General features: G+C 60.0%; 19 protein-coding genes. 16 read left to right on the forward strand and 3 right to left on the reverse strand.

Annotated elements, in window-relative coordinates; all coding sequences use genetic code 11:
* The first annotated feature begins 4 nt into the window (after nt 1–4).
* Genes RBB47_RS04270 through RBB47_RS04290 form a run of 5 tightly spaced genes read left to right on the forward strand, consistent with a single transcriptional unit; the run spans nt 5 to nt 6,504 of the window.
* Nucleotides 5–1,411 carry an amidase gene (locus RBB47_RS04270; protein ID WP_305984503.1) on the forward strand — a complete coding sequence of 469 codons (1,407 nt, stop codon included), beginning with the start codon at nt 5–7 and terminating at the stop codon, nt 1,409–1,411.
* Nucleotide 1,412: 1 nt separating this feature from the next.
* Entirely contained in the window at nt 1,413–2,684 is a 1,272-nt protein-coding gene (locus tag RBB47_RS04275; RefSeq protein WP_305984504.1) for a sarcosine oxidase subunit beta family protein, read from the forward strand.
* Between the two features lie 10 nt (nt 2,685–2,694).
* Nucleotides 2,695–2,991, forward strand: a complete 297-nt coding sequence (locus RBB47_RS04280; RefSeq protein ID WP_305984505.1) for a sarcosine oxidase subunit delta — start codon at nt 2,695–2,697, stop codon at nt 2,989–2,991.
* Nucleotides 2,988–5,939, forward strand: coding sequence for a sarcosine oxidase subunit alpha family protein (locus RBB47_RS04285; RefSeq protein WP_305984506.1), 2,952 nt, complete (start codon nt 2,988–2,990; stop codon nt 5,937–5,939). The genes RBB47_RS04280 and RBB47_RS04285 overlap by 4 nt, the downstream gene beginning before the upstream one ends.
* Nucleotides 5,932–6,504, forward strand: coding sequence for a sarcosine oxidase subunit gamma (locus tag RBB47_RS04290; RefSeq protein WP_305984507.1), 573 nt, complete (start codon nt 5,932–5,934; stop codon nt 6,502–6,504). Before RBB47_RS04285 ends, RBB47_RS04290 begins: the two co-directional genes overlap by 8 nt.
* Before the next feature lie 10 nt (nt 6,505–6,514).
* Here RBB47_RS04290 and RBB47_RS04295 read toward each other — a convergent pair whose 3' ends face one another.
* The 3 genes from RBB47_RS04295 to RBB47_RS04305 are packed head-to-tail and all read right to left on the reverse strand — an operon-like array spanning nt 6,515 to nt 8,950.
* Nucleotides 6,515–7,441 (reverse strand): hypothetical protein, encoded by a 927-nt coding sequence (locus RBB47_RS04295; RefSeq protein WP_305984508.1) that lies wholly within the window; start codon nt 7,439–7,441, stop codon nt 6,515–6,517.
* 1 nt (nt 7,442) lies between these two features.
* On the reverse strand, nt 7,443–7,874 hold the full coding sequence (locus RBB47_RS04300) for a hypothetical protein (RefSeq protein ID WP_305984509.1): 432 nt from the start codon (nt 7,872–7,874) through the stop codon (nt 7,443–7,445).
* The gene (locus tag RBB47_RS04305) at nt 7,871–8,950 is read right to left on the reverse strand and encodes a glycosyltransferase family 4 protein (protein WP_305984510.1); all 1,080 of its coding nucleotides are present in this window, start codon (nt 8,948–8,950) and stop codon (nt 7,871–7,873) included. Before RBB47_RS04305 ends, RBB47_RS04300 begins: the two co-directional genes overlap by 4 nt.
* 182 nt (nt 8,951–9,132) lie before the next feature.
* On the opposite strand from RBB47_RS04305, the gene RBB47_RS04310 reads away from it, so the two are divergent.
* From RBB47_RS04310 to nirD, 11 genes are all read left to right on the forward strand, one after another.
* Entirely contained in the window at nt 9,133–9,423 is a 291-nt protein-coding gene (locus RBB47_RS04310) for a hypothetical protein (RefSeq protein WP_305984511.1), read from the forward strand.
* Between the two features lie 8 nt (nt 9,424–9,431).
* Nucleotides 9,432–12,353 (forward strand): caspase family protein, encoded by a 2,922-nt coding sequence (locus RBB47_RS04315; protein WP_305984512.1) that lies wholly within the window; start codon nt 9,432–9,434, stop codon nt 12,351–12,353.
* An 18-nt stretch (nt 12,354–12,371) separates the two neighbouring features.
* Nucleotides 12,372–12,824: a hypothetical protein gene (locus RBB47_RS04320; protein WP_305984513.1), complete on the forward strand. Its 453-nt coding sequence runs from the start codon at nt 12,372–12,374 to the stop codon at nt 12,822–12,824.
* 14 nt (nt 12,825–12,838) lie between these two features.
* Nucleotides 12,839–15,058, forward strand: coding sequence for a glycosyltransferase (locus RBB47_RS04325; protein ID WP_305984514.1), 2,220 nt, complete (start codon nt 12,839–12,841; stop codon nt 15,056–15,058).
* 116 nt (nt 15,059–15,174) lie between these two features.
* Entirely contained in the window at nt 15,175–15,762 is a 588-nt protein-coding gene (locus tag RBB47_RS04330; RefSeq protein WP_305984515.1) for an ANTAR domain-containing response regulator, read from the forward strand.
* A gap of 61 nt (nt 15,763–15,823) precedes the next feature.
* Nucleotides 15,824–16,930, forward strand: coding sequence for a CmpA/NrtA family ABC transporter substrate-binding protein (locus RBB47_RS04335; RefSeq protein ID WP_305984516.1), 1,107 nt, complete (start codon nt 15,824–15,826; stop codon nt 16,928–16,930).
* A gap of 387 nt (nt 16,931–17,317) precedes the next feature.
* A complete protein-coding gene (locus RBB47_RS04340; RefSeq protein WP_305984603.1) occupies nt 17,318–18,700 on the forward strand; it encodes a CmpA/NrtA family ABC transporter substrate-binding protein in 1,383 nt (460 codons plus the stop codon).
* Between the two features lie 80 nt (nt 18,701–18,780).
* Nucleotides 18,781–19,863 (forward strand): ABC transporter permease, encoded by a 1,083-nt coding sequence (locus tag RBB47_RS04345; RefSeq protein WP_305984517.1) that lies wholly within the window; start codon nt 18,781–18,783, stop codon nt 19,861–19,863.
* Nucleotides 19,864–19,873: 10 nt separating this feature from the next.
* Nucleotides 19,874–21,634, forward strand: coding sequence for an ABC transporter ATP-binding protein (locus RBB47_RS04350; RefSeq protein WP_305984518.1), 1,761 nt, complete (start codon nt 19,874–19,876; stop codon nt 21,632–21,634).
* Nucleotides 21,635–21,650: 16 nt separating this feature from the next.
* Nucleotides 21,651–24,104 carry a nitrite reductase large subunit NirB gene (gene nirB, locus RBB47_RS04355; protein ID WP_305984519.1) on the forward strand — a complete coding sequence of 818 codons (2,454 nt, stop codon included), beginning with the start codon at nt 21,651–21,653 and terminating at the stop codon, nt 24,102–24,104.
* Nucleotides 24,101–24,445, forward strand: coding sequence for a nitrite reductase small subunit NirD (gene nirD, locus RBB47_RS04360; protein WP_305984520.1), 345 nt, complete (start codon nt 24,101–24,103; stop codon nt 24,443–24,445). The genes nirB and nirD overlap by 4 nt, the downstream gene beginning before the upstream one ends.
* Nucleotides 24,446–24,447: the final 2 nt, after the last annotated feature.

The following is a 24,447-nucleotide window of genomic DNA, read 5'->3' on the forward strand; positions in this document are numbered from 1 at the left end:
CGGGATGACAACGGAAATCGCATTTGCAGATATCCGGTCACTGAGGGGGCTGATCAGGGCGGACAGGATCACGCCGGGAGAACTCGTTTCCGTCTTCGCTGAACGCATTGCCGCGCATAATGCCGTTTCCCGCGCATTCATAACCCAGACACCACAAGAGGCGGCCCGCAGCGCTGCTGCTCTGACAAAAGAAGACATCTTGCGGTCTCCGGTGGCGGGCATTCCTTATGCCAGCAAGGACCTGTTCGATGTCGAAGGTGTCAGGACGACTGCGGGATCACGTGTCTTCCACGACCGGATTGCGACCGAAGATGCGTTTGTGATCGCCCGCCTGCGCAGCGCTGGTGCCTTGAGCATGGGCAAAACCAATCTCCACGAATTCGCCTATGGCGCGACCGGAGAAAACGAGGTCTATGGGACGTGTGTCAACGCTTACGATCCGACTCGTCTGGCAGGCGGGTCGTCAAGCGGATCCGCGGCGGCGGTCGCGTTCGGCCTTGTTCCGGCGGCACTGGGAACGGATACCGGCGGCTCCGTGCGTGCCCCGGCGGCGCTGAACGGCCTCGTTGGCCTGAAGCCGACTATAGGATGTGTGCCGACGCATGGCGTCGTGCCCTATTGCTGGACGCTCGATCATGTCGGCATCCTGACGAGAACGGTTGCCGACTGCGCCGACATTCTGGGCCTCGTTGCCAGATACGACTCCAGAGACCCGGCCTCCGTCAAGCTGCCGAAGGAAGACTATTCAGAAAGTCTCGGAGAGGACATTTCCGGGGTGAGAATCGGAATACCGTCCAATTTCTTCTTTGAGAGATCTGACCCTCAGATTCTATCAGCGCTCGAACGGGTAAAGGATCATCTTGCGGAAAAGGGTGCTAGACTGGTTCCGGTAACCTTCCCCGACATGCGGCATACCCGCACGGTTTCGCTGACCGTGCAGATGCCGGAAGCGCTTAGCGCACATTCTGCCCATCTTGAGAACCGCGGGGAACTCTACAGCAAGGAATTCAGGGCAGGTCTCGCGCTCGGGCAGTGCCTCCTGGCCGAACACTATGTGAAGGCCAAGCGTTTCATCGAGACCTACCGGCAACAGACAAACGCATTGTTTGAAGACGTCGACGTTATTCTTACGCCAGCGACACCCGAAATCGCGCAGAAGGTCGGAACGGTCAAAACCACCAGAGACGGGGTCGACGAAGCCGTCGGCAACGCTATCACACGGTTCACCACTTTCTTCAACATGACCGGTCATCCGGCACTCACGATGCCTTGTGGCTTGCACCCGGAAGGACTACCCATCGGGCTGCAGCTCGTCGGTCGGTATTTTGATGAAAAGAGTCTGTTCCGAGTGGCTCACGAGATTGAGAAATGCGGGAAGTTTTCGATCCCATTACCTGAAGTAGACACTTGATATGACGCGATTTTCAGCCTGGAATGTCTTCTGGAACGGTCTCAAGGGCCAAAAGGGATGGAGCCGTCAGTGGCGCGATCCGGAACCGAAGCCGCACTATGACATCGTTATTGTCGGCGGAGGATTGCACGGTCTTGCGACAGCCTATTACCTGGCCGCCAATCATGGCCTGAAGAACATTGCCGTTCTTGAAAAGGGCTGGCTTGGCGGCGGCAATGCCGGGCGCAACACGACGATCGTGCGCTCCAACTACGCCCGCCCGGGCAATCGTGAGTTTTATGAGCATTCACTGCGTTTGTGGGAAAACCTGAGCCACGAACTGAACTACAACGTGATGTTCTCCCAGAGGTCCCACGTTGCGCTGTTGCACAGTCCCGGTGCAATTGACGCAGCTTCGCGCAATTACAACACCATGCGCATGACCGGCACGCCCGATGCGGAAATCTGGGACCTCGAAACGCTCAAGCGCACGATACCGCATCTCAACTACGCCCCGAACGCCCGGTTCCCGATCATGGGCGCAGCCGTGCAAAAGCGTGCCGGCACGGCACGCCACGATGCGGTCGCGTGGGGATATGCAAGAGGCGCGGACCAGCGCGGTGTCGACATTCTGCAGCAATGCGAAGTTCGGGGGATCGAGCGGGAAGGTGACAGCGTCACCGCCCTTGAGACGAGCCGGGGTACAATCCGCGCAGGGAAGGTCGCCTTTGCCGTCGCCGGAAGCACGTCGCGGCTCTGGAACATGGCTGGTCTCGGCAAGCTGCCGATTGAATCACACAAACTGCAAGCCTTCGTCTCGGAACCCTTGAAACCGCTGCTTGACCAGGTCGTGGTCTTCGGCGTCGGCGGCGGCCATTTCTACATTTCACAATCGGACAAGGGTGGAATGGTCTTCGGCGGCGACATCGACTGGTACAAATCCTATGCGCAGCGCGGCAACCTTCCGATCGTCCAGGATGTGTCGGAGGCGGCCATGTCCATTCTGCCGTGCCTCGGACGGGTGAAGCTGCTGCGGCACTGGTCGGGTCTTGTCGACATGTCGATGGACGGCACGCATTTCATCTGCAAGACGCCGCTGTCCAATCTCTACCTGAACGCCGGCTGGAACTACGGTGGCTTCAAGGCAAGCCCGGCCTCCGGCTGGTATTACGCCGACCTGATCGCCAATGACCGCCCGCATGAGCGGATCCGGAATTTCGACCTCAAGCGGTTCGAGCGGGGGCTTCAGATTGACGAACGGGGCGCAGGTCCCGACCCGAAGCTGCACGGATGAGGAAAAGAAGATGATCAGAATACCCTGTCCGTTCTGCGGCATGCGTGACCATAGCGAATTCACCTATGGCGGCGACGGCTCGATCGAATACCCGCCGCTCGATGCGTCCAAGGAAGAGTGGCACGACGCGGTCTTCCTCAGAGACAACATCTGCGGCGTGCAGTTTGAGACCTGGCAGCACACACATGGCTGCCGCATGTGGCTTGTCGTTGAACGCGATACGATGACCCATGAAATCCTGTCTGTCCGTCCAGCTCATCCCGGACTGGCGTCGGCTCTTGCAAACGAACAAGAGGCAGACCAATGACGGCACGGCGGCTCGACAAGGGTGGCCGGATCGATCGTTCGACACCGGTCAACTTCACCTGGGACGGCAAGGCACTGACCGGCTACGCAGGTGACACACTGGCTTCCGCGCTGCTCGCCAACGGTGAACGCGTTCTCGGGCGGAGCTTCAAATATCATCGCCCACGGGGGATCATGTCGGCCGGTGTCGAAGAGTCCGGGGCGATCGTGACTGTGGGCGAGGGCGCTCGGCGGGAGCCGAACGTCAAGGCAACCATGCAGGAGCTCTACGACGGTCTGAGCGCTGAAGGGCAGAACGCCTGGCCGAACGTGCGCTTCGACCTGGGGGCGGTAAACGGTCTTTTCGGACGGTTCTTTGCAGCCGGTTTCTACTACAAGACTTTCATGGGCCTGCCGCCTTTTGAATGGGGTCACGGCACACGGCTCTGGATGCTGTACGAGAAGCTGATCCGCAAGGCTGCAGGGATGGGAACGGCCTCGCGCGAACCTGATCCAGACTGTTACGACCACGCCCATGCCTTTTGCGATGTGCTCGTTGTCGGTTCCGGACCGGCTGGCCTGAGCGCCGCCCTGACAGCCGCTGAGGCTGGCCGCGATGTGATCCTGGTGGAGCAGGATTTTGAACTTGGCGGAGATCTTCTGACCGACCCGGCTGCCGAGCAACAGCGTCTTGATCTCGTGCGGGCGGTTGAAGCTGCGGGCGCGCGCATCATGACGCGCACGACAGCCTTCGGACTTTACGACAATGGAGCGGCCGGGCTTCTGGAAAGGGTCACGGATCACATTGCCAGCCCGGACGAGGGGATACCGCGCCAACGGTTCTGGACGGTTCGGGCCGGGGCAACGGTTCTGGCATCCGGGGCGCTTGAAAGACCGGTTACCTTTGAGAACAACGACCGGCCAGGCGTGATGACAGCGGAGGCTGCGCGGGTCTATCTGAACAGGTTCGGTGTTTTGCCCGGACAGCGGATTGCGATCGCAACCAACAATGACGGCGCTTATGGAATTGCCGGTGAACTGGCTTCCGCGGGCGCCGAGGTTCTCCTTGCAGACATGCGCAACGGAGACGTGCCGGAAACGCCCTCCGGTGTCACACAGAAAAGCGGCGTGGCACCGCTCAGGGCGATCGGACGTTCTGGCGTCGAAGGTGTCGAATTTGCCTCAAGGTCCGGCGACAGCTGGAAGCCAGCCGGCAAGGAACCATGCGACCTGTTGCTTGTCTCCGGAGGCTGGTCACCTGTGGTGAACCTGTCTTCTCACCGTGGCGCGAAACCGTTCTGGAACGAAAGTCTTGCCTGTTTTCTGCCAGGCGAAACCAGTGAACCGATTTTCCATGCAGGTTCGGCGGCCGGTGTGTGGCGCCGTGAAGACTGCCTCGCGTCCGGGGCTGCTGCGGCCAGAAAGGCCATGGGCGAGGAGGTGGAGGAAGTCGCGCCCGGGGGGTGGAAAAATGCGATCCAGCCGGTCTACGAGGTGCGCCTCCCGGACAGTCACGCCAAGGCCTTCGTCGATTACCAGCACGATGTCACCGGCGATGACGTTAGACTGGCCCATCAGGAAGGGTTTGTCTCGGTCGAACATCTCAAGCGCTACACCACACTCGGTATGGCGACCGACCAGGGCAAGATGGGAAATGTCATCGGCCTGGCGCTAATGGCCGACGCGCTCGGCAAGGACATTCCCGATGTCGGCACGACGCGTTTCCGACCGCCCTATACGCCGGTTGCCATCGGCGCACTGGCCGGGCGGAGTGTCGCGGGGCATTTCAAAGCCCTTCGGCGCACACCGCTTCACGATTGGAACCTGCGTCACGGCGCAACGATGACCGATGCCGGTGTCTGGCACCGGCCCTGGTACTACGCCCGTGAGGGGGAAGGGATCGAAGAAGCCTATATTCGCGAAGCTGCGACCGTGCGAAAGACCGTTGGCATTTGCGATGTCAGCTCGCTGGGCAAGATCGCCGTGCAGGGGCCGGATGCGTCGGAGTTCCTGAACCGGGTTTACACCAACGCCTTTGCCAAACTGCCCGTCGGCAAGGCGCGCTACGGCATCATGCTGCGCGACGACGGCATCGTGATGGATGACGGTACGACCTGGCGGCTTGGGGAAGAAGACTACCTGACGACGACGACGACGGCGCATGCCGGCAAGGTCATGGTATGGTTCGAAGAGCTACTGCAGTCGCGCTGGCCGGACCTGAAAGTGCATGTGACTTCCGTGTCGGATCATTGGGCAGGTGTTTCGATCGCCGGACCGAAGGCGCGCGAGGTCATTGCAGCCTGTCTTGCGGCGGATGAGGACATCTCCAACGATGTGTTGCCTTTCATGGGCGTCGCGCGGATAACGCTCAAGAACGGGATCGAGGGGCTGATCGCTCGGATCAGTTTTTCCGGGGAACTTGCCTATGAGCTTTACGTTCCTGCGGGACAGGCCGATGCCATGATGAACCTGCTGTGGCCCGCTGCCGAAGCAGTTGACGGCTGCCTCTACGGGCTCGAAGCGCTCGGAACGCTCAGGATCGAAAAAGGCCATGTGACCGGGGCTGAACTGGATGGCCGAGTGACCATCGACGATGTTGGCCTCGGAAAGATGGCTTCAGCAAAAAAATCTTTTGTTGGCAGCGCATTGCGTCAACGTTCTGAACTATTACGTGAAAATCGCCCGCAGCTTGTCGGCATTTTTCCGGTAGATCGCAGCCAACGGTTCAAGGGCGGTTCCCTGTTGTGCGATCCGGACGCGGTGACCGGTTTTGGGGAAGGGTGGATCACGGCCGTTACCCATTCGCCTGCGCTCGGTCACTGGATCGGCATCGGCTATATTTCCGGGGGGGCAGCGGCCTGGAAGGACAAGACCGCCGTGGCCGCGGACCCGGTCCGGTCCGGTAATGTCGACGTTGAGATCGTATCGCCCCACATGTTCGATCCTGAGGGAGTGAGAATGCATGGCTGAGACCTTATCTGCATTGAAGGGACATTGGCCCAGGACCAATGTGGACCGGGACGGCACGCGCGGTGTGACACTGGCTGAAGTTGCCAGTTTTCACCTGACCCAGATTGCCGCCTGGCCGGACAGTCTCGCGCGCGTTGGTGGTGACATCGCGAAAGCTGCCGGGTGCGATAGCGCTCCCGGGCCCGGACGTGCTCATGAAGGTACAAACGGAACGCTTCTCAGGATCGAGCCGCTAAAATGGTGGCTGGTTGAGGCAGCCGGAACAAGTGGTCGCACATCGGTCTCAGGGGCTGACAGGGCGGTGCTTGATCTTTCGGCTGCAAGAACTTGGATACGCTTGAGTGGTCCCAAGGCAAGCGTTCTTCTGAACCACTTCCTCCCCCTGAACCTCTCAGAACAGGCCTTCCCCGAGGGCTCGGTTGCTTCCTCGTCGTTTCACCACATTGGGGTAACGCTTTGGCGCGACGAACCCGGATACAACCTTTTCCTCCCCAGAAGCTTTGCCGTCTCGCTCTGGGAACTGCTTGTCGAAAGCGCCGTTCAATACGGATATGAAGTCGCGTAAACGACGGGATCTAGACTGTTTCGGTCAGGCCGAATGCGCGCCGGACGCGGTAAGTGGACTTGAAGAAGCGCGACGCGTCCGCGTCGAGATCAGCGATGCCGAGCGCTAATTCCGCGTTGAGACGTTTGCCGAGTTCTGTAGTCCTTTCGCGCCGTCGGCTCTCGTCCTGCCATTCGGCAAGAACATCCTGATCCCAGAAATTCTGGATCCAGCCATAGTCCGCGATGCGGGTGTGATCGAACCCCTCGAGCGCAGTCATTGCGCAGCCAAGACGCGCGCCGAAGATCGCCCAGTCCCCGTTCGGCCTGTCCATACCAACGCTGCACCAGATCCGGAGCCGTTCATAATTTGCGCCGCCGATATGCTGGAGAAGGGCTTCTCCCTTGGGCAGTTCCGGAAACGTCTCATAGGCAAGCGTGCCGTTTGCAAGATTGAATTTCACGCCTTCCCGGAAGCCGCCCCGAAATGCCTGGAACGGAGTTGCGGTCATGTGGACCTCGGACAAGACGCGGTTGACCTGGTAGTAAGGGACCGTCCAGCAGAAATCGACGGCTGCCTCCGGCCGCCTGGCGTTTTCGTGCGATCTCAGCGTAATAAGGGTTTCGCGCGGCCAGATCTTCACACCGCCATTGCCGTATTCCAGGGCATTCAGCACGTTGCGCGCACTGAACGAAAACACCACGCCCCTGTCGCGTGGTGAGAATTCGAACCTGCCTGAAAAAAATTCCTCGTCCACCAACAGGTTGTCAGCATCGATGGTGACCACGTGGCCGCTGTCGCAGATCTCACCTGCTTTGCGATGGGCGGCGTCGAACCCTTTGACGCCGTCGACCCGCTTGGCATGCGGCACATAATCAAGAACGCGGGTATAATGGGTGTCAGCGTTCGGCTCGTCGAAACTCAAAAACACAACGTCACATGTCGCAAGATCGAGCACGCTATTGCCAATCCTGATCATCGCCGAGGTGAACAATCGCCGAGGGCTGCCACTTCTCGATCAGAAGCGCGCGCCGCCTGGCGACATAGGCCCGCCAATCAAGATCCGGAAGGATGGAAGAATTCACCTGAACATTCGGCAGCACATCATACGCAAAACCCGCGTTTCGCAAGGGTACGATGTCGGTCAGATCGACGACAATGACCGCCAGCATGCCCTGATCGTCAGCGCCGGTGCGGGCGACTGGCAGAAGCGGCTCGATCTCCGGCCAGCTCAGGCCGCAAAGGTTTACCAGCATGATCGACAGGGGTGTCTCCGGATCCTTTCTGTCTTCGAGAAGAGGGCTGTCAGTATTGAACGGCCAGGAGGTGTCGTCTGCCGCCGGAATATCAATCTCCTTGCTCTTGTCTTGCGGATGAACAAGCACTCTCATATGGGGGCTCCGATGCTCTTGAAGGCGGGTCGTACCAGGGACAAGAGAACATCCTTCCATTGAGCCGCGATGATTGTCCTGTTGCGCGCGCTCACAAGTTCTGCCGCGGCCCGGCCGCGTGCGGCCCATGTCTCCGCGTCATCCTGAACGGCGGATTTGAGCGCTTCGGACAGGTCGCCGGTCTGGTAGATCAGCCCGGTTTGATTTGGGGCCACCACATCGCGAAGCCCGGCTGTATCCGGGCCGACGACAGCGCGGCCAAGTGTTGCCGCGAGAATGGCTGATCCTGAGGTGAGCGAAGCGCGGTAGGGCAGGATCACGAAGTCGGCGGCCGCGTGCAGCTTGCCGACATCTTCCGGGGTCGCGAAGCCGTCACGGTGCACCAGGCGTTCGTCTTTCGGGAGGTTCAAGATGAAATTCCGGGCCGTCTCACCCGCAATCACAAGCCGGTCGTCAGATCCTGCGACGGCAAGAAATGCCTCGGCCAGTTCGGAGGGTTGTTTGTAAGGCGCGATGCGCCCCGGGCACAGAATGACCAAGCGCGCCGAGGCAAGTCCGAGGTCCGTGCGCGCTGCCGTACGTGCGTAGACCGGATAGGCGCCCTCATAGTTCTGATGCGCGATCACGCGAATTTGACGGTCGGGAAGATTTATCTCGCTCCGCGCAGCCGCTAGGGCCGGGAGCGAATGCAGATGCAGCACGTCGGCCAGTTGGGCAAGTCCTGACTGAAGATCTGCGTTGGCGGCGCTTTTCTGCTCATCGTGTGGAGCAAGGTTGTGAATGGTCCAGATCACCTTGCCGCCACCGGCTTGAAACCGGCTGATGTCGTCGAGAAACCGGTCAATGATGCGTGCGGCTCTTGAACCTATGAAGGCTGCGTGTTCCCAGTGCAGATGAAAGAGGTGCGGCTTGCCAGGGGCCGCCGCCTGGCGCTCAAGCGCATCCTCGATCGTACCGGGCTCCGCCCTGAATGCTGGCTCAAGACTCTCGTAATGCAACGTCTGATAGGGGTTGGTTGCCCTATAGTCTGGAAAAAACGTTATCGGTGTTGGGTTTACGAGTACGTTTTCGTTCATGCGATCAGTTTTGCATGTCTGTGGACAGCAGGCCAGAGGCCTTCTCGGGACGTTCGGACAGCCGGTCTGAGGCTTGACACGATATACGGTGTCGCATCTAATTGACGTAAGGAATTTCTATATTTATCCGTTAATCAATTCAGGTGAATGCGTTCATGCCTCGTTGGGTTCTTGGAAAAGTCTTGGCATTGTTGAGCGTGCTCGGCATCCCCCTGAGCACGGCCGCTGCGCAGAACTCAAGACAGTTCGAGACAGCGGATGCCGCCCGTGCCTACTTGCGCACGAATCCGGATGGACCGCAGGCTGACGCGGCGTTTCTGGCGCTTGTCGAGTTTCGCCTGATGCGGGAAAACCCCGGCCTGACGCGAAACGAGATTATCGCGACTTTCAACCAAAGCACGTCCGCCGCGACCGGTGTCCGACGGCCTCAAAGGTCCAGCGTCAGTCAGGCTCAGGGACAAAGACTGTATTGAGAACGCGAATGCCCAAGCCAAAGAGGGTATTACTCAGGTCAGCAGGCGCCGCCATGGTGGCGATGATGGTCTTGTTCGTTCCGGTCAAACCTCAAGCGCAGACCGCTGACGCGCTTTCCGGTTCCACGTCCCGCGTCGCGCTCGTCGTCGGCAACTCGGCATATCGCGCAGTGGGCGCGCTCCCCAACCCGGTCAATGATGCCGAACTGGTTGCCGAAAAGCTCTGGGAAGCCGGCTTCGAGGTCATTGAGACCATAGACGGCGATCGCGAGAAAATGCTCGCAGACCTCGCGACTTTCAGAAGCCGTCTGCGCGAAGGCAGCGAAGCGCTTTTTTACTATGCCGGGCATGGTGTCCAGATCGGTGGACGCAATTACCTGCTGCCTGTGTCGGTCGCGCCGAGTTCGGTGGAAGAGCTGATCGATCAGTCTATCGACGCGCAGTTGTTCGTCGACATCATGTCCAACTCAGGGGCCAAGCTGAACATCGTTCTGCTTGACGCGTGCCGCAACAACCCGTTCGGCGAAATCGCCGAGGAAGAAACCGAAGCCATAGCCTCGCGCGCCATCAGCCTTGGAGCTTCGCGCGATGAGGTCTCCCGGGGTCTTGAGCAACTTGCGCAGTCCGGACGCTCCGGTCTTGCGGAAATGACGGCAGGAGACACCGAGACGGTAATCAGCTTTGCCACTGCTCCAGGGTCGGTCGCCTATGACGGCGAGGGCCGGCACAGCCCCTATACCCAGGCTATCGCTGACAACATCAGTGAACCGGGGCTGGAGATCATCGATCTTTTCCGCCGGATCCGGGGCCATGTTCGCGAGTCGACGGGTGGTGAGCAGATCACCTGGACCACAAGTACCCTCGAAAGCCGGTTCTATTTCCTGCCGCAAGTCGATGATCTGCGGGCAGCAACCACGGGCATGTCCGTTGCGTCTGACACGTTGGGCGGATTGCCGCCGCGTCGCGTTATCGACCGGACGTTCTGGCGCTCCATACGCGACAGCGATCGGCCCGAGGCTTTTGCTTCCTATGTCCGGACCATGCCACGCGGCGCTTTTGTGGAGGACGCGAAAACCCGGCTCAGGGAACTGGGTGGTGATCCGGATGCAATCCTGGTTTCCGATACCGCGCTTCCTGATGCCGCGGCGGATGCGGGCGCTGCCTCTTCGGCCGGCACGCGGTCGGATCTGATCTCTGCGCTTGACGAGACGCAGCAGGCAATCGCGATCGGTGTCGGCGACACTCCTCTCAAAAAGGAGGCCGTTGAGGCCGGATGGGTGTTTGTGGAGAACGCAGCACGTCTTGGCGTCGTGACCGAGGACACCGGAGCAGCACTGCATGGTGGTACGGTTCACTGGCTGTCTGAGGACGAGCAGCTCACTTACACACCGCAAGTCGGCTCGAATGGCGGGCGCGACACGTTCCAGAGCGTGGCTCTGCGTAACGAGGGCGAGACCAGTCCTATTGAGGCTCAACTGGATGTCTATGTGGACGCCTGTGACATCCTGGCGGGCAATCCCTATGACAGCCAGCGCGTCACGGCCGGAACGCGCCAGTTCATCATAGATCGCAATTTCGATGCCGCCATCGAGGTTTGCGAGATTGCTGTTGCCAATTTCCCGGACGTGGTGCGTTTCTGGGCGCAACTTGCCCGGGCGTATCGCTCGGCGGGCGATTACGATCAGGCGATTGTCTGGCAGCAGAGAGCGGTCGACGCGGACTACGCCTCTGCAATGGTCTATCTCGGTCAGATGCATCTGGATGCCCAGGCTGTTCCGCGCGATTTCGCCCGCGCAAAGGAGCTGTTTGAACAGGCCGCCGAGCGCGGCGAAACGGCAGCTTATACGGCACTTGCCTGGATCTACCGGGCTGGCGTCGGTGTTCCCCAGGACTACACCCAGGCTCTCGATTTTTACCGTCAGGGCGCGGATCTGGGCAACGACTGGGCGATGACAAACATCGCTGAATTCTACCAGAAGGGATTTGGCGTCGAGCAGGACGCGGACGAGGCCGTGAGGTGGTATACGGCGGCGGCAAAGAGCGGCGAGCTGACGGCGCAGACCCGGCTGGCGCGCATGTATCAGAACGGCGACGGTATTTCCCAGAACTTCGAAGAAGCGCGGTTCTGGTTTGAAACGGCGGCCGGGAGAGGCGTGCCGAATGCTCTGACGCGGCTCGGCATCATGTATGAAAACGGTCAGGGCGTCGGCCAGGACGTGGAGGCAGCCGTTCGTCTGTTTTCGCTTGCAGCGCGTGAGGACGATGCCGAAGCGTTTTTCCGGCTCGGCAGGGTTTATGCGTCGCGCCATCCGCTGTTCGACGATCCGTCGCGGGCAGCAACCCTGTTCGAGCGTGCAATGTCGGACAACGTTTACGGCGCTGCCCGCGCGCTTGGCCGCTTGCTCGTCGAAGGCCGGGGCGTTGACAAGGATCTTCCGCGCGCCCGGGACCTGCTTGCCTCGGAAGCGGACAAGAACCCCTGGGCTGCGCGCGATGCCGGTCGTGCCTGGGCGTCCTCGGACGGTGCTGAGCCCGATTTTGAGGAAGCCGCACGCTGGTTCCGTGTGGCAGCAGAAGGCGACGTTCCCTGGGCCGCACTTGATCTGGCCCGGTTGACAGAAGCAGGCCGGGGCGTGCCGCAGGATCGGGTGGCGGCATTGATCTGGTTCGCGACGGCGGCGGGGCTTAGCGACGATGCCAATCTCGCCGATGCCGTCGCCAAGGGCACGTCTGGTTACAGCCGTACGGAATTCGTTGCTGCGGCCCAGACAATCCTTGCGCGCCTTGGCGCATTGTCCGGTTCGGCTGACGGCCAATATGGGCCGGCGACGAGAAGAGCCATGAACGAGGCATTTACCTCGCGCCAGCTCTCCCCGCCGGGCGACGACGTAACGCTCGACGTCTTGTCGAGACTGACGCAATTGCAATAACACTCAGGCGGGATACCAATGATGAAAAGCGGTGCAGCTCTATTCGTAATGCTGGTTTTCCTCGCAGGGTGCGTCAGCTCGACCACTAACATTGCCGACCCTGGTGTTGCCGCTGAGGTCTCGAGGCTGAAACAACTCGGGTTTCGGCATGTGACGCAGACTGACACCGGCACGCAGATCCTCAGATACAGTGGTCCGATCAACCGCTCTGTCGAATGCCGTCGCGGATCAGGCGGATATGCGCCGATACAGGCCCGCAGCCAGACGAATGCTGGTGGCTTCCAAACCGTCAAGCTTGACGCATATTTGCGGATTTCACCGGCGAGCGGGCGAAACCAGGTCAGACGCAATGGCATCTACATTGTAACGATCCGGGAGCGCGATGGCGGCGAAACGAAGCTCAGCGGTGCCACTTTCAGCCCGCGCGGCCAGGGCAGATTGCCCGGAGGTCTCAGGTGCCGGGCAGCTTGACCGGAATAAAATAATTGGCTCGATCTTCCGCCGTCCGGCTTGATCTATGCGTTCTTGCTGATATTCGAAGAGGTGACGTTGCAGCGCCGTCCCATGCGGCCACGCTGGAAGCGTTGGCCGGCGCCGGTTACCGCATCGGATTGCTGGCGGTTGCGCCTGACGCGATCAAGGCCGATCCCTACACAATTGATCCGAGCTACAGCCGTCTCATTGAAGGCGGTCAGGTGAAACGTCTTGCTCCCGGTGCATCCGTGGAGTGCGCACTGGCCCTTGGGTTTGATGCGCGTCTGTTTTCAGAAGTATCCGAAACGGCGGTCAACATCCGCTCAGATCACCGCATTGTCACGCTTGAACGGCCGTTGGCATTCGCTTCGCTTGGTCACGAACAGCGAGAGCGCATGAATGACTTTGCCGCTGAGACCTTGGGCGGTTCGGTTGCCTGGGCACCGACGACAAGCAGATGCCGGGACGCACTTTCGTTTTCCGTCCCCCACTGGCTCGTGACCAATGATGACTGGCGTCCGACTGTCCCGGCTTTCACACCCAAGCCAAGCACTGTGATCGAACGTGCCCGTCCGGTTGTCGGTATCGCCAGTATCGCCCGCACAAGGCCGGGCCCTTGGCCGGTAACAGTCGGTGAAGGCGCGCGCGCCTTTGGCGGGCCCAATATCATGTGGCGGCTGCGCGGCGCGCCGGATGCAGAACGACCAAATTGGCCGCAGGCGGCACCAATCGAAATCTGGCCGGACGACAAAATTTCATTGACGGAGTTTCTCGCCAACCTGGACATTCTCGCAAATGCAGATCAGGCGATTGACGATCCTTGCCCGGTCGAGGTCCTCTATGCTTTGCGCGCCGGTGTCGTGCCGTTCCTTGAACCGCGCTACAGACCGGTTTTTGCAGGTGCTGCGATCTATGGCCGGCCGTCGGAAATTGCGCCTCGGGCGATCGAGTTCCAGGACAACAGGGGGCTGGCTGCTGACCTGCGCGACAATGCCGGCGACCTTATTGCAAGTGCCTTCTCACCGCAGGCCGCGGTTTCCCGTGTCCGCGACCTGATTGGCAAGCCGCGTGAGGACTCCTATGCCCCGGCCGTTCACATTGCTCCGCCAGCCCGGGCCCTGTTTTTTTCCACCAACGGTGTTGGCCTCGGGCATTTGACCCGGCAGCTCGCGATCGCGCGCCGCCTGCCTAAACGCATCACTCCCGTGTTTCTCAGTCATTCCCAGGCCGTCGACATTGTCCACGACTTTGGCTACGCGGCTGAGTATTTGCCCTACCACGCTGCCTATGGCGAGCGGCGGGACCACTGGAACGCGGCTCTGGTCGGCGCGCTTACGGCGGCAATCGCATTCTACCGCCCCAAGGCGCTCATTTTCGACGGCAACGTTCCCTTCGTCGGGCTGATGAAGGCGCTGGAGGCCAGTCCCGGTGTCGCACGTGTCTGGATCAGGCGGGCGCTCTGGGGTCCCAATCGGGATCTGGATGCCCTCGACCGGGGTGACATGTTCGATCTTGTCGTGGAGCCGGGTGAAAGTGCCTGGGCGCGCGACGATGGCCCGACAGTGGAGCGGCGTCACCAGGCACTTACTGTCCCACCGGTCACGCTGCTAGATGGTCAGGAATTGTTGGAGCGGGAAGCTGCATGTGCCGAACTTGGGCTCGATCCCGGCCACGTCAACATTCTCGTGGCACTGGGCTCGGGAAACAATATCGACACCAGCGTGATGACCGCGCGCGCACTCGCCCACCTGCATGGGCGAAGCGGGGTCGGCACGGCCGTTGCGCAGTGGCGGATTGCGGGTAACAAAGGCGAATTGCCGGCAGGTGTGGCCCGGCTGACCGAGTATCCATTCGGCAAATTTCTGCGCGCGTTCGATTTCGCCGTGGCCGCTGCCGGCTACAACACGTTTGCCGAACATCTTCGCGAAGGATTGCCGACAGTCTGGGTGCCGAACGAGCACGCCGAGCAGGATCGCCAGATTCTGAGGGCACGCTTCGCCGAGGGTCGGGGCCTCGGGGCACTCGTACGCCATGCAGCCGATTTCAACCTCGCCGCTGCGATCGATAAGCTTCTCGATCCCAATGTGCGGGCTGCAATGCGTGCGGCCCATTCAAACATCGACAAAGACGTCGCCGGCAATGGCGCAGGTGCTGCGGCGGAGGCAATTGCCAGCCTCTGCGACACAGTCCTTGCAAGGGATACGACGCAGCCGTCACTGGTCTTCAGGTAAGAATTTTTGTTGCTGCAACGGTTCGGTGCTGTGAGCTTTCCACATCTTATGGCCACACAGTTTTCGCACTGCAGCAAAGTGATTGCATAAAAAGTAGCGCTGCGCATAATGTGGGCATGAGCAGTGGCATTTCGATCCTCGTCATTGATGATAACAAGATCCGCGCGTCCATCATCGAAGAGGGACTGCGTGATGCCGGCCACGACGAGGTGATTGTCGTGCACCAGATGGACGGGCTCTTGCGCCAGATCGCGGATATCGATCCGGACGTAATCGTGATCGATCTGGAAAACCCAAATCGTGACCAGCTTGAGCATATGTTTCAGGTCTCCCGCGCTGCGCAGAGACCGATCGCCATGTTCGTGGACAGGGCGGACAGCCACTCGATCGAAGCCGCTGTCGAGGCAGGCGTCTCGGCCTATGTCGTCGACGGGCTCAAGCGCGAGCGTGTGAAACCGATCCTCGACATGGCCGTCAGCCGTTTCAGGGCCTTTTCCAGGTTGTCCAAAGAGCTGGAAGATGCGCGCACCGAACTCGCGGACCGCAAAACCATCGATCGTGCCAAGGGCATTCTCATGAAATCGAAAGGTCTGTCGGAACAGGAGGCCTATGACCTCCTCAGGCGCACGGCCATGAACCAGAGCCGCAAGATCATCGATGTGGCTCAGAGCCTGGTAATTGCCAGCGGATTGCTGGGAGACTGAACATGCCTAATCAGAATTTTTGCCGGGGAGAGGCGGCCAAATCGGAAATCGGAGGATCGTCGTGGGGCAGCTGACACCTGTATTTGCAGGCTTCATTCCACTTCTGGACAGCGCGGTGCTTGTCGCGGCCAAGGAGATCGGTTTCGCTGAAGAAGAGGGGATCGCGCTCAAGCTGGTGCGCGAGTCCTCGTGGGCCAATATCCGCGACCGGGTCGCTGTGGGTCACTTTGACGTTGCCCATATGCTCGCGCCGATGCCGATTGCCGCGAGTCTGAACCTGACCAGTCTTGCCGTTCCCATGCTGGCCCCGATGATCCTGGGGCTCGGCGGCAATGCGATTACCGTGTCGGCGGCACTCTGGCAGCAGATGGCGGAGCTTGGCGCGGACCGGAACGGCGATCCGTCCTCGACCGGATTGGCCCTCGCGAAAGCGGTTGCCCGGCATGGTGCAAATGGCGGAACACCTTTGCGGTTCGGGGTCGTACATCCGTTTTCTGGTCACGCCTACGAATTGCGCTATTGGCTCGCCGCGGCGGGGATCGATCCGGACAAGGATGTCGAGATCACGGTCCTGCCTCCGCAACTGATGGCAGACGCGCTCGCGGCCGGGCAACTGGACGGATACTGCGTCGGCGAACCCTGGAACACGGCCGCTGTTGCCGCCGGGACGGGGCGAATCGTCACCTACAAACAGGCCATCTGGCCGGACAGCCCTGAAAAGGTTCTGGGCGTGACGCGAAAATGGGCGCAATCGAGCCCCGAAACGCTGGCTGCACTGATGCGTGCCATGGCGCGCGCGGCCGACTGGTGCGCCGACCCGCAGAATACCGAACACCTGACCGGCTTGCTTGCCGGACCTGATTACCTTGCCTGCGCGCCGGATCTCTGCCGGCCGGCACTCGGCGGCAATGTGCACCTGGGCGCGACGACTTCGGTTGCACGTCCTGACTTTCTGAAGTTTTCCGGCGGTCCTGCCGCCGCTCCATCTCCCGCTCACGGGAAATGGTTCTACGATCAGATGGTCAGATGGGGGCAGGCGAAATTTTCTGCCGCCGGCGAGGCCGATGTCCGCACCATTTTCTCGCCTGCATTGTACCGGGACGCACTGCAGATCGACGTGTTGCCGGCGGAAAAATCGATCCGTCTTTTTGACAGCGCGCCGGCATGACAGGCGCGCGCGGACTGCATCCGGTACGGGCGTCTCCAAGTGTGTGCGCTGCACAAAAAACTGTCACTTGCCTCAATTCGCAGCCAACAATTCGTGCATCACATGCAGTGATGCAAATTTGGGCGTAGGGGTAACATGCTTAAAAACAAGAAGAAATGGTGTTTCGGCTGAGTTGGCACACTTCGTGCTATCAATGTTTCGTGGCCGACGCTGGCCTAAATCATATCGCGTCCATTGACGGACGCCCAGGCAAAGCCGCCGTTCTGGTCTGCAACCTCTCCTCCCTTTCGCAGACCAAGACGGCGGTTTTTTTGTTTTGAGCCAGCGTCCGAAACGGACGCGGAAGACAAGAGGGAACAGGACGTGACGAACACAAAAAGATTCCAGATGACCCGCCGGCTGGCGTTGGGGGCCCTGATGGCCGCAACAGCCTTTGTACCGGCATCGTCTGCATTCGCAGAAATGTTGGACGTCGAGAAGGACGAACTGACTTTCGGCTTTATCAAGCTGACCGACATGGCGCCGCTGGCCGTCGCCTATGAGCTTGGCTATTTCGAGGAAGAGGGTCTCTTCGTCACTTTGGAGCCGCAAGCCAACTGGAAGGTACTTTTGGACCGCGTGATCACGGGCGAGCTGGACGGGGCACATATGCTCGCCGGTCAACCGCTCGCGGCGACCATCGGCTTTGGCACCAAGGCGCACATCGTGACGCCCTTCTCCATGGACCTAAACGGCAACGGCATCACCGTCTCCAACGAGATCTGGGAAATGATGAAGCCGCATATCGAGATGCAGGATGACGGTAAGCCGGTTCACCCGATCAAGGCGTCGGCATTGAAACCCGTCGTGGATCAGTTCATCGACGAAGGCAAGCCGTTCAACATGGGCATGGTTTTCCCGGTCTCGACCCACAACTACGAACTGCGTTACTGGCTGGCGTCTGGAGATATCCACCCTGGCTTTTATTCCAAGACCGATATTTCAGGCCAGATCCAGGGTGAGGCACTACTTTCCGTGACGCCGCCGCCGCAGATGCCCGCAACGCTCGAAGCCGGCACGATCTACGGCTATTGCGTTGGTGAGCCGTGGAACCAGCAGGCAGTCTTCAAAGGGATCGGTGTCCCGGTCATCACCGACTACCAGATCTGGAAGAACAACCCGGAGAAGGTCTTCGGCCTGACCAAGGAGTTCACCGAGGAAAACCCGAACACCACGCTTGCGATCACCAAAGCGCTGATCCGGGCCGCCAAGTGGCTGGATGAAAACGACAACGCCAACCGCATGGAAGCGGTCGAGATGCTCGCGCGGTCCGAATATGTGGGTGCGGATGCGGAAGTGATCGCGAACTCCATGACCGGCACCTTTGAGTTCGAAAAAGGCGACAAGCGGGAGATCCCGGACTTCAACGTCTTTTATCGGTACTACGCGACCTATCCGTACTACTCCGATGCGGTCTGGTACCTGACTCAGATGCGCCGTTGGGGTCAGATCCCCGAGCACAAGCCGGATAGCTGGTACGACGAAGTCGCCAAGTCCGTCTATCTCCCGGAAACTTATCTGAAAGCCGCGCGCATGCTGGTCGAGGAAGGTCATGTGGCAGAAGAGGATTTCCCGTGGGATTCCGACGGCTATCGTGCGCCGACCCCGGCTGAAGACATCATCGACGGCATTCCCTACGACGGGAAGCAACCGAATGCCTACATCGACAGCCTGCCGATCGGCCTGAAAGGCAAACAGATCGTCGATGGCAGCGAAGTTGTTGGCGGCTAAGGCCGGATATCCGGAGCAGCGGGCATTTTGTCCGCTGCTCACCTTCTAAGATTTCTACTTCAATCTAATGGACGCACCCAATGGCCAATGCCGACACTGCCGGATCCCCGGATCTCGCCCGGGCTGCCCGGAAAGAAAAACTCTTCACCTGGATCAACAAGACCGGCGGATGGCTGGACGCACTCGGGTTTTCCTGGCTCGTACCGCTGATGAAAATCGCGGCCGGTGACAATCCGAAGGAGCAGTTGGGCGAACTGAAACGTGTGCTTTTGATCCCGCTGTTGGGGATCGTCGCGTTCCTGGTTCTTTGGGGCACTCTGGCACCGCAGGTTCAAACCTCGCTCGGAGCCGTGCCGGGACCGGCACAGGTCTGGTCACAGACGGTCAACCTCTGGGAGGATCATGTCCGCGAGCGCGAGAAAGCCGCAGCCTTTTACGAGCGCCAGGAAACCCGAAACGCCAAATTCGAGGCGGAAGGCAAGACCGACCGCGTCAAGTGGCGCAACTACACGGGAAAGCCAACATACATCGATCAGATCGGCACGTCGCTCAAGACAGTCGGTCTCGGTTTTCTGATCGCCACCATCATCGCCGTTCCGCTCGGGATCGCGTCAGGGCTCTCCCGATCGTTTAACGGTGCGATCAATCCCCTGATCCAGATCTTCAAGCCGGTATCGCCATTGGCCTGGCTTCCGATCGTGACCATGATCGTCTCCGCGACCTATGCAAACCCTTACGACTGGCTGTCCAAGTCTCTTCTGATCTCGGCGGTGACGGTGACGCTCTGCTCCATGTGGCCGACGCTGATCAACACCGCGCTTGGCGTCGCATCCGTTGACAAGGACCTGATGAATGTCGGCCGCGTCCTGCAGCTGCCGACCTGGAAAACCATCACCAAACTGGTGCTTCCCTCGTCGCTGCCGCTGATTTTCACGGGTCTCCGTCTGTCGCTCGGTGTGGGCTGGATGGTGCTGATCGCCGCTGAAATGCTCGCGCAGAACCCGGGCCTCGGCAAATTCGTCTGGGATGAGTTCCAGAACGGGTCTTCCCAGTCTCTCGCCAAGATCATGGTGGCGGTTCTGACCATCGGCCTTATCGGCTTCATGCTCGACCGGCTGATGTTCGCCCTGCAGCGCGCCTTCACGTTCAGCGCCAACCGCTAAGGAGACCCTAATGTCCTTTCTGGAAATATCCGGTGTCTCCAAGTCCTACGGCGAAGGTGCCGACCGGACAGACGTGCTGGAAGACATCAACCTGAAGGTGGAAGAGGGTGAGTTCATTGCGATTGTCGGATTTTCCGGCACCGGAAAGACAACGCTGATCTCGCTTCTGGCCGGACTGATCGAGGCCGACGCAGGCGGTGTCATCTTCAAGGGCAAGGAGATCGACGGGCCAAGTCCCGATCGGGGCGTGGTGTTCCAGTCCTATTCCCTGATGCCCTGGCTTTCGGTCACCGGCAACGTCGCCCTTGCGGTCGATACGGTCTTCAGGAAGAAGTCCGCGAAAGAGCGCAAGGCCATCTGCGACAAATATATCGAGATGGTCGGTCTGGCTCATGCACGGGATCGCAAGCCGGCTGAGCTGTCTGGTGGTATGCGCCAGCGCGTCGCTGTCGCCCGAGCGCTTGCGATGCAGCCTGAGCTTCTGTTGATGGACGAGCCCTTGTCGGCTCTGGACGCCCTGACACGCGCGAAGCTTCAGGACGAGTTTGCGGCAATCTGTGAGCAAGAGAAGAAGACAATCGTTCTGATAACAAACGATGTCGACGAAGCGATCCTCCTTGCCGACCGCATCATCCCATTGAAGCCCGGAACGACAGCAACACTCGGTCCGGAATTCACTGTTCCGTTCAAGCGTCCGCGCGACCGCGGCGAGCTGAACCACGATGAGGATTTCATCAAGCTCCGCGCTGATATCACCGAATATCTGATGGCTGTCGGTGCCGAGCGTGGCGCTGATCTGGAACGCGATATCGTTCTTCCGAATATCGTTCCGATCACGCAGCGCATGAAGCCTGACGACAAACTGCCCGCGGCCTATGAAAGGGCGTCAGAAACCTTGAAAGACGACCGCTTTCTGGAGTTTTCGCAACTCAAGAAAGTCTATCCGACCCCCAAGGGACCGCTCACGGTGGTCGACGGGTTCGAGCTGAAAATGAAGAAGGGTGAGTTCATCACCCTGATCGGCCATTCCGGCTGCGGCAAGTCAACAGTGCTGTCCATGGTGGCCGGCCTCAATCCGATCACTGAAGGGGCCATTATCCTGGACGGCACACATGTGTCCGAGGCCGGGCCGGATCGGGCCGTTGTGTTCCAGGCACCCAGTCTCATGCCCTGGCTGACGGCTTACGAGAATGTCGCTCTGGGCGTCGACAAGGTCTACCCGGATGCCTCAAAGGCCGAGAAGCGCGACGTCATCGAGTATTACCTCTCCAAGGTTGGTCTGGCCGACGCCATGCAGAAGGCTGCCGCGGATCTTTCCAACGGCATGAAGCAACGCGTCGGCATTGCAAGGGCCTTCGCCCTCTCGCCGAAGCTGCTCCTGCTGGATGAGCCGTTCGGCATGCTCGACAGCCTGACACGGTGGGAACTTCAGGACGTCCTGATGGACGTTTGGAAGCGCACCCAGGTAACGGCGGTTTGCGTCACCCATGACGTCGACGAGGCCATTCTGCTCGCCGACCGGGTGGTGATGATGTCCAACGGGCCGAACGCACGGATCGGCAACATAATGGACGTTGACCTGCCGCGCCCGCGCTCGCGCAAGGAACTGCTCGCGCACCCGGACTATTACGCCTACCGCGAAGAACTTCTGGACTTCCTGGAAGCCTATGAGGGCGGGGCGGATCCGAGCGAGGAGCAACTGAAATCCATCCAGGAAAAACGTGCTGCCCGCATGGCCCGCCAAAAGGCGGCCGTGGAAGCTGCCGAGTGAGCCGGGGAGGAGACGAATGACAAAACAGAAACTCGTCATCATCGGAAACGGCATGGCGCCGGGCCGGATGCTTGAACACCTGTTCGAAAAGGACAGGGACGCCTACGAAGTCACCATCTTCAACGCCGAACCCCGGGTGAACTACAACCGCCTGATGCTGTCACCGGTCCTGTCCGGCGAGAAGACCTATGAGGACATCATCACCCACGGCGATGCCTGGTATGAAGAGCACGGTGTCACGCTGCACAAGTCGGCGCGCGTCTCTGAGATCGACCGCATTGGAAAGACGGTCACGTCTGAGAGCGGTGTAAGCGCGCCTTACGACAAACTTGTGATCGCGACCGGTTCCAATCCGTTCATCATTCCGTTGCCAGGCAAGGACCTCGACGGTGTTCTGACCTATCGGGACCTGGACGATGTTGAGAAAATGCTGGACGCCGCGAAAAGAGGCGGCCGGGCGGTCGTCATAGGTGGCGGACTGCTCGGATTGGAGGCGGCCGCTGGCCTGAAGATGCAGGGCATGGACGTGACGGTCCTGCACCTGATGCCAACCCTCATGGAACGTCAGCTTGATCCGGCTGCAGGTTTTCTGCTGGAAGAGGAGTTCAAGCGCCGCGGGATCGATGTGCGCACCAAGGCCAACAGCCACGAGATTGTCGATGACGGCACCGGCAAGGTGAAAGCGATCCGCTTGGACGACGGGACGGAAATCGAAGCAAGCATTGTTGTCATGGCGGTCGGCATTCGCCCGTCGGCAGACCTGGCGAAAGAGATGTCTCTCGACACCGGTCGGGGTGTCCTTGTCGGAGACGACATGCGCACCAGCGATCCGGACATCTTCGCGCTGGGCGAATGTGTCGAGCACCGCGGCATGTGTTACGGGCTCGTCGCGCCGCTTTACGAAATGGCGGAAGTCATCGCTGAAAACCTTCTGGGTGGCGCGTCCGAGTACACCGGATCGGTGACGGCGACCAAGCTCAAGGTCACGGGTGTCGATCTTTATTCCGCAGGCGACTTTGCCGAAGGTGACGACCGTGAGGAAATTGTTCTGCGTGACGCTGCTGCCGGCGTCTACAAACGTCTTGTTTTGAAGGACAACAAGATCATAGGCGCGGTGCTTTACGGCGAAACCGCCGACGGTCCCTGGTTCTTCGATCTCTTGAAAAAACAGTCAGACGTCTCGGAAATGCGCGAGACTTTGATCTTCGGCCAGGCCTATCAGGGGGGCGCCCCCCTGGACCCTACGGCGGCCGTTGCAGCCTTGCCGGATGATGCGGAAATCTGCGGCTGCAACGGCGTTTGCAAGGGAAAAATCGTCGGTGCGATCACCGAGCAAGGACTGACATCGCTTGATGACGTTCGGGCCCACACCAAGGCGTCGGCCTCCTGTGGCACCTGCACCGGGCTGGTTGAACAGCTCATGCAGGTCACGCTTGGCGAGGCCTACAATCCGGCAGCCGTGACGCCAATGTGCGGCTGCACGCATCTGGGTCACAGCGATGTGCGCCGATTGATCAAGTCTAAGGGTCTCAAAACCATTCCGCAGGTCATGCAGGAACTGGAATGGACGTCGTCCGGAGGATGTGCCAAGTGCCGTCCCGCGCTGAACTACTATCTCGTGAGCGATTGGCCGGACGAATACGCGGATGATTATCAGTCCCGTTTCATCAACGAGCGCGTCCACGCGAACATCCAGAAGGACGGAACCTATTCCGTGGTCCCCAGAATGTGGGGCGGCATGACCTCATCCACGGAACTGAGAGCAATTGCTGACGTCGTCGACAAATTCGACATTCCGACCGTCAAGGTCACAGGTGGTCAGCGGATCGACATGCTTGGCATCAGGAAGGAAGACCTGCCGGAGGTCTGGGCGGATCTCGGCAAGGCCGGCTTTGTGTCCGGCCATGCCTATGCCAAGGGACTTCGGACTGTGAAGACTTGTGTGGGCTCGGACTGGTGTCGGTTTGGAACGCAGGATTCTACTGGACTCGGCGTAAAGATCGAGAAGTTCATGTGGGGCTCCTGGACGCCTGCCAAGGTGAAAATGGCGGTTTCGGGGTGCCCGCGCAATTGTGCCGAGGCAACTTGCAAGGACGTCGGTGTCATCTGTGTCGACAGCGGTTACGAAATTCATTTCGCCGGAGCGGCCGGTCTCGACATAAAGGGTACCGAAGTTCTCGGTCTGGTGAAGACGGAAGAAGACGCGCTCGAGCACATTGTCGCGGTGACGCAGATGTACCGCGAACAGGGGCACTATCTGGAACGGATCTACAAGTGGGCCAAGCGGATCGGTTACGACGAGATCCGCAGCCAGATCATGGAGGATGCCGAAAAGCGCAAAGCGTATTTCGACCGCTTTGTTTTCAGCCAGAAATTTGCCCAGGTTGACCCGTGGTCCGAGCGCGTGTCCGGCAAGGACAAACACGAATTCAGGCCGATGGCAGTCCTGCAAGCGGAGGCAGCCGAATGAACGCGGAAACGAGAAACTGGGTTGCGATCGGCGACCTGTCCGACATCCCTCGCGAAGGGGCCAGGGTGGTGAAAACCGGTGCGGGCTGCATTGCCGTGTTCCGAACGGTGGAAGACGAAGTCTTTGCGCTCGACGACAGGTGCCCGCACAAGGGCGGTCCCCTCAGCCAGGGGATTGTACACGGCACGTCCGTGACCTGCCCGTTACACAATTGGGTCTTCGACCTGGCGACCGGACTGGCGCGCGGCGCCGACGAAGGGTCCGTGCCGGTGACGGCGGCGAGGGTCGAAAACGGCAAGGTGTTGCTGGCCGCCGATGATCTCGCCCGCCGGGCGAGATGAGT

Origin of the sequence: Roseibium sp. MMSF_3544 (assembly GCF_030732845.1) — a bacterium.
GTDB lineage: Bacteria > Pseudomonadota > Alphaproteobacteria > Rhizobiales > Stappiaceae > Roseibium.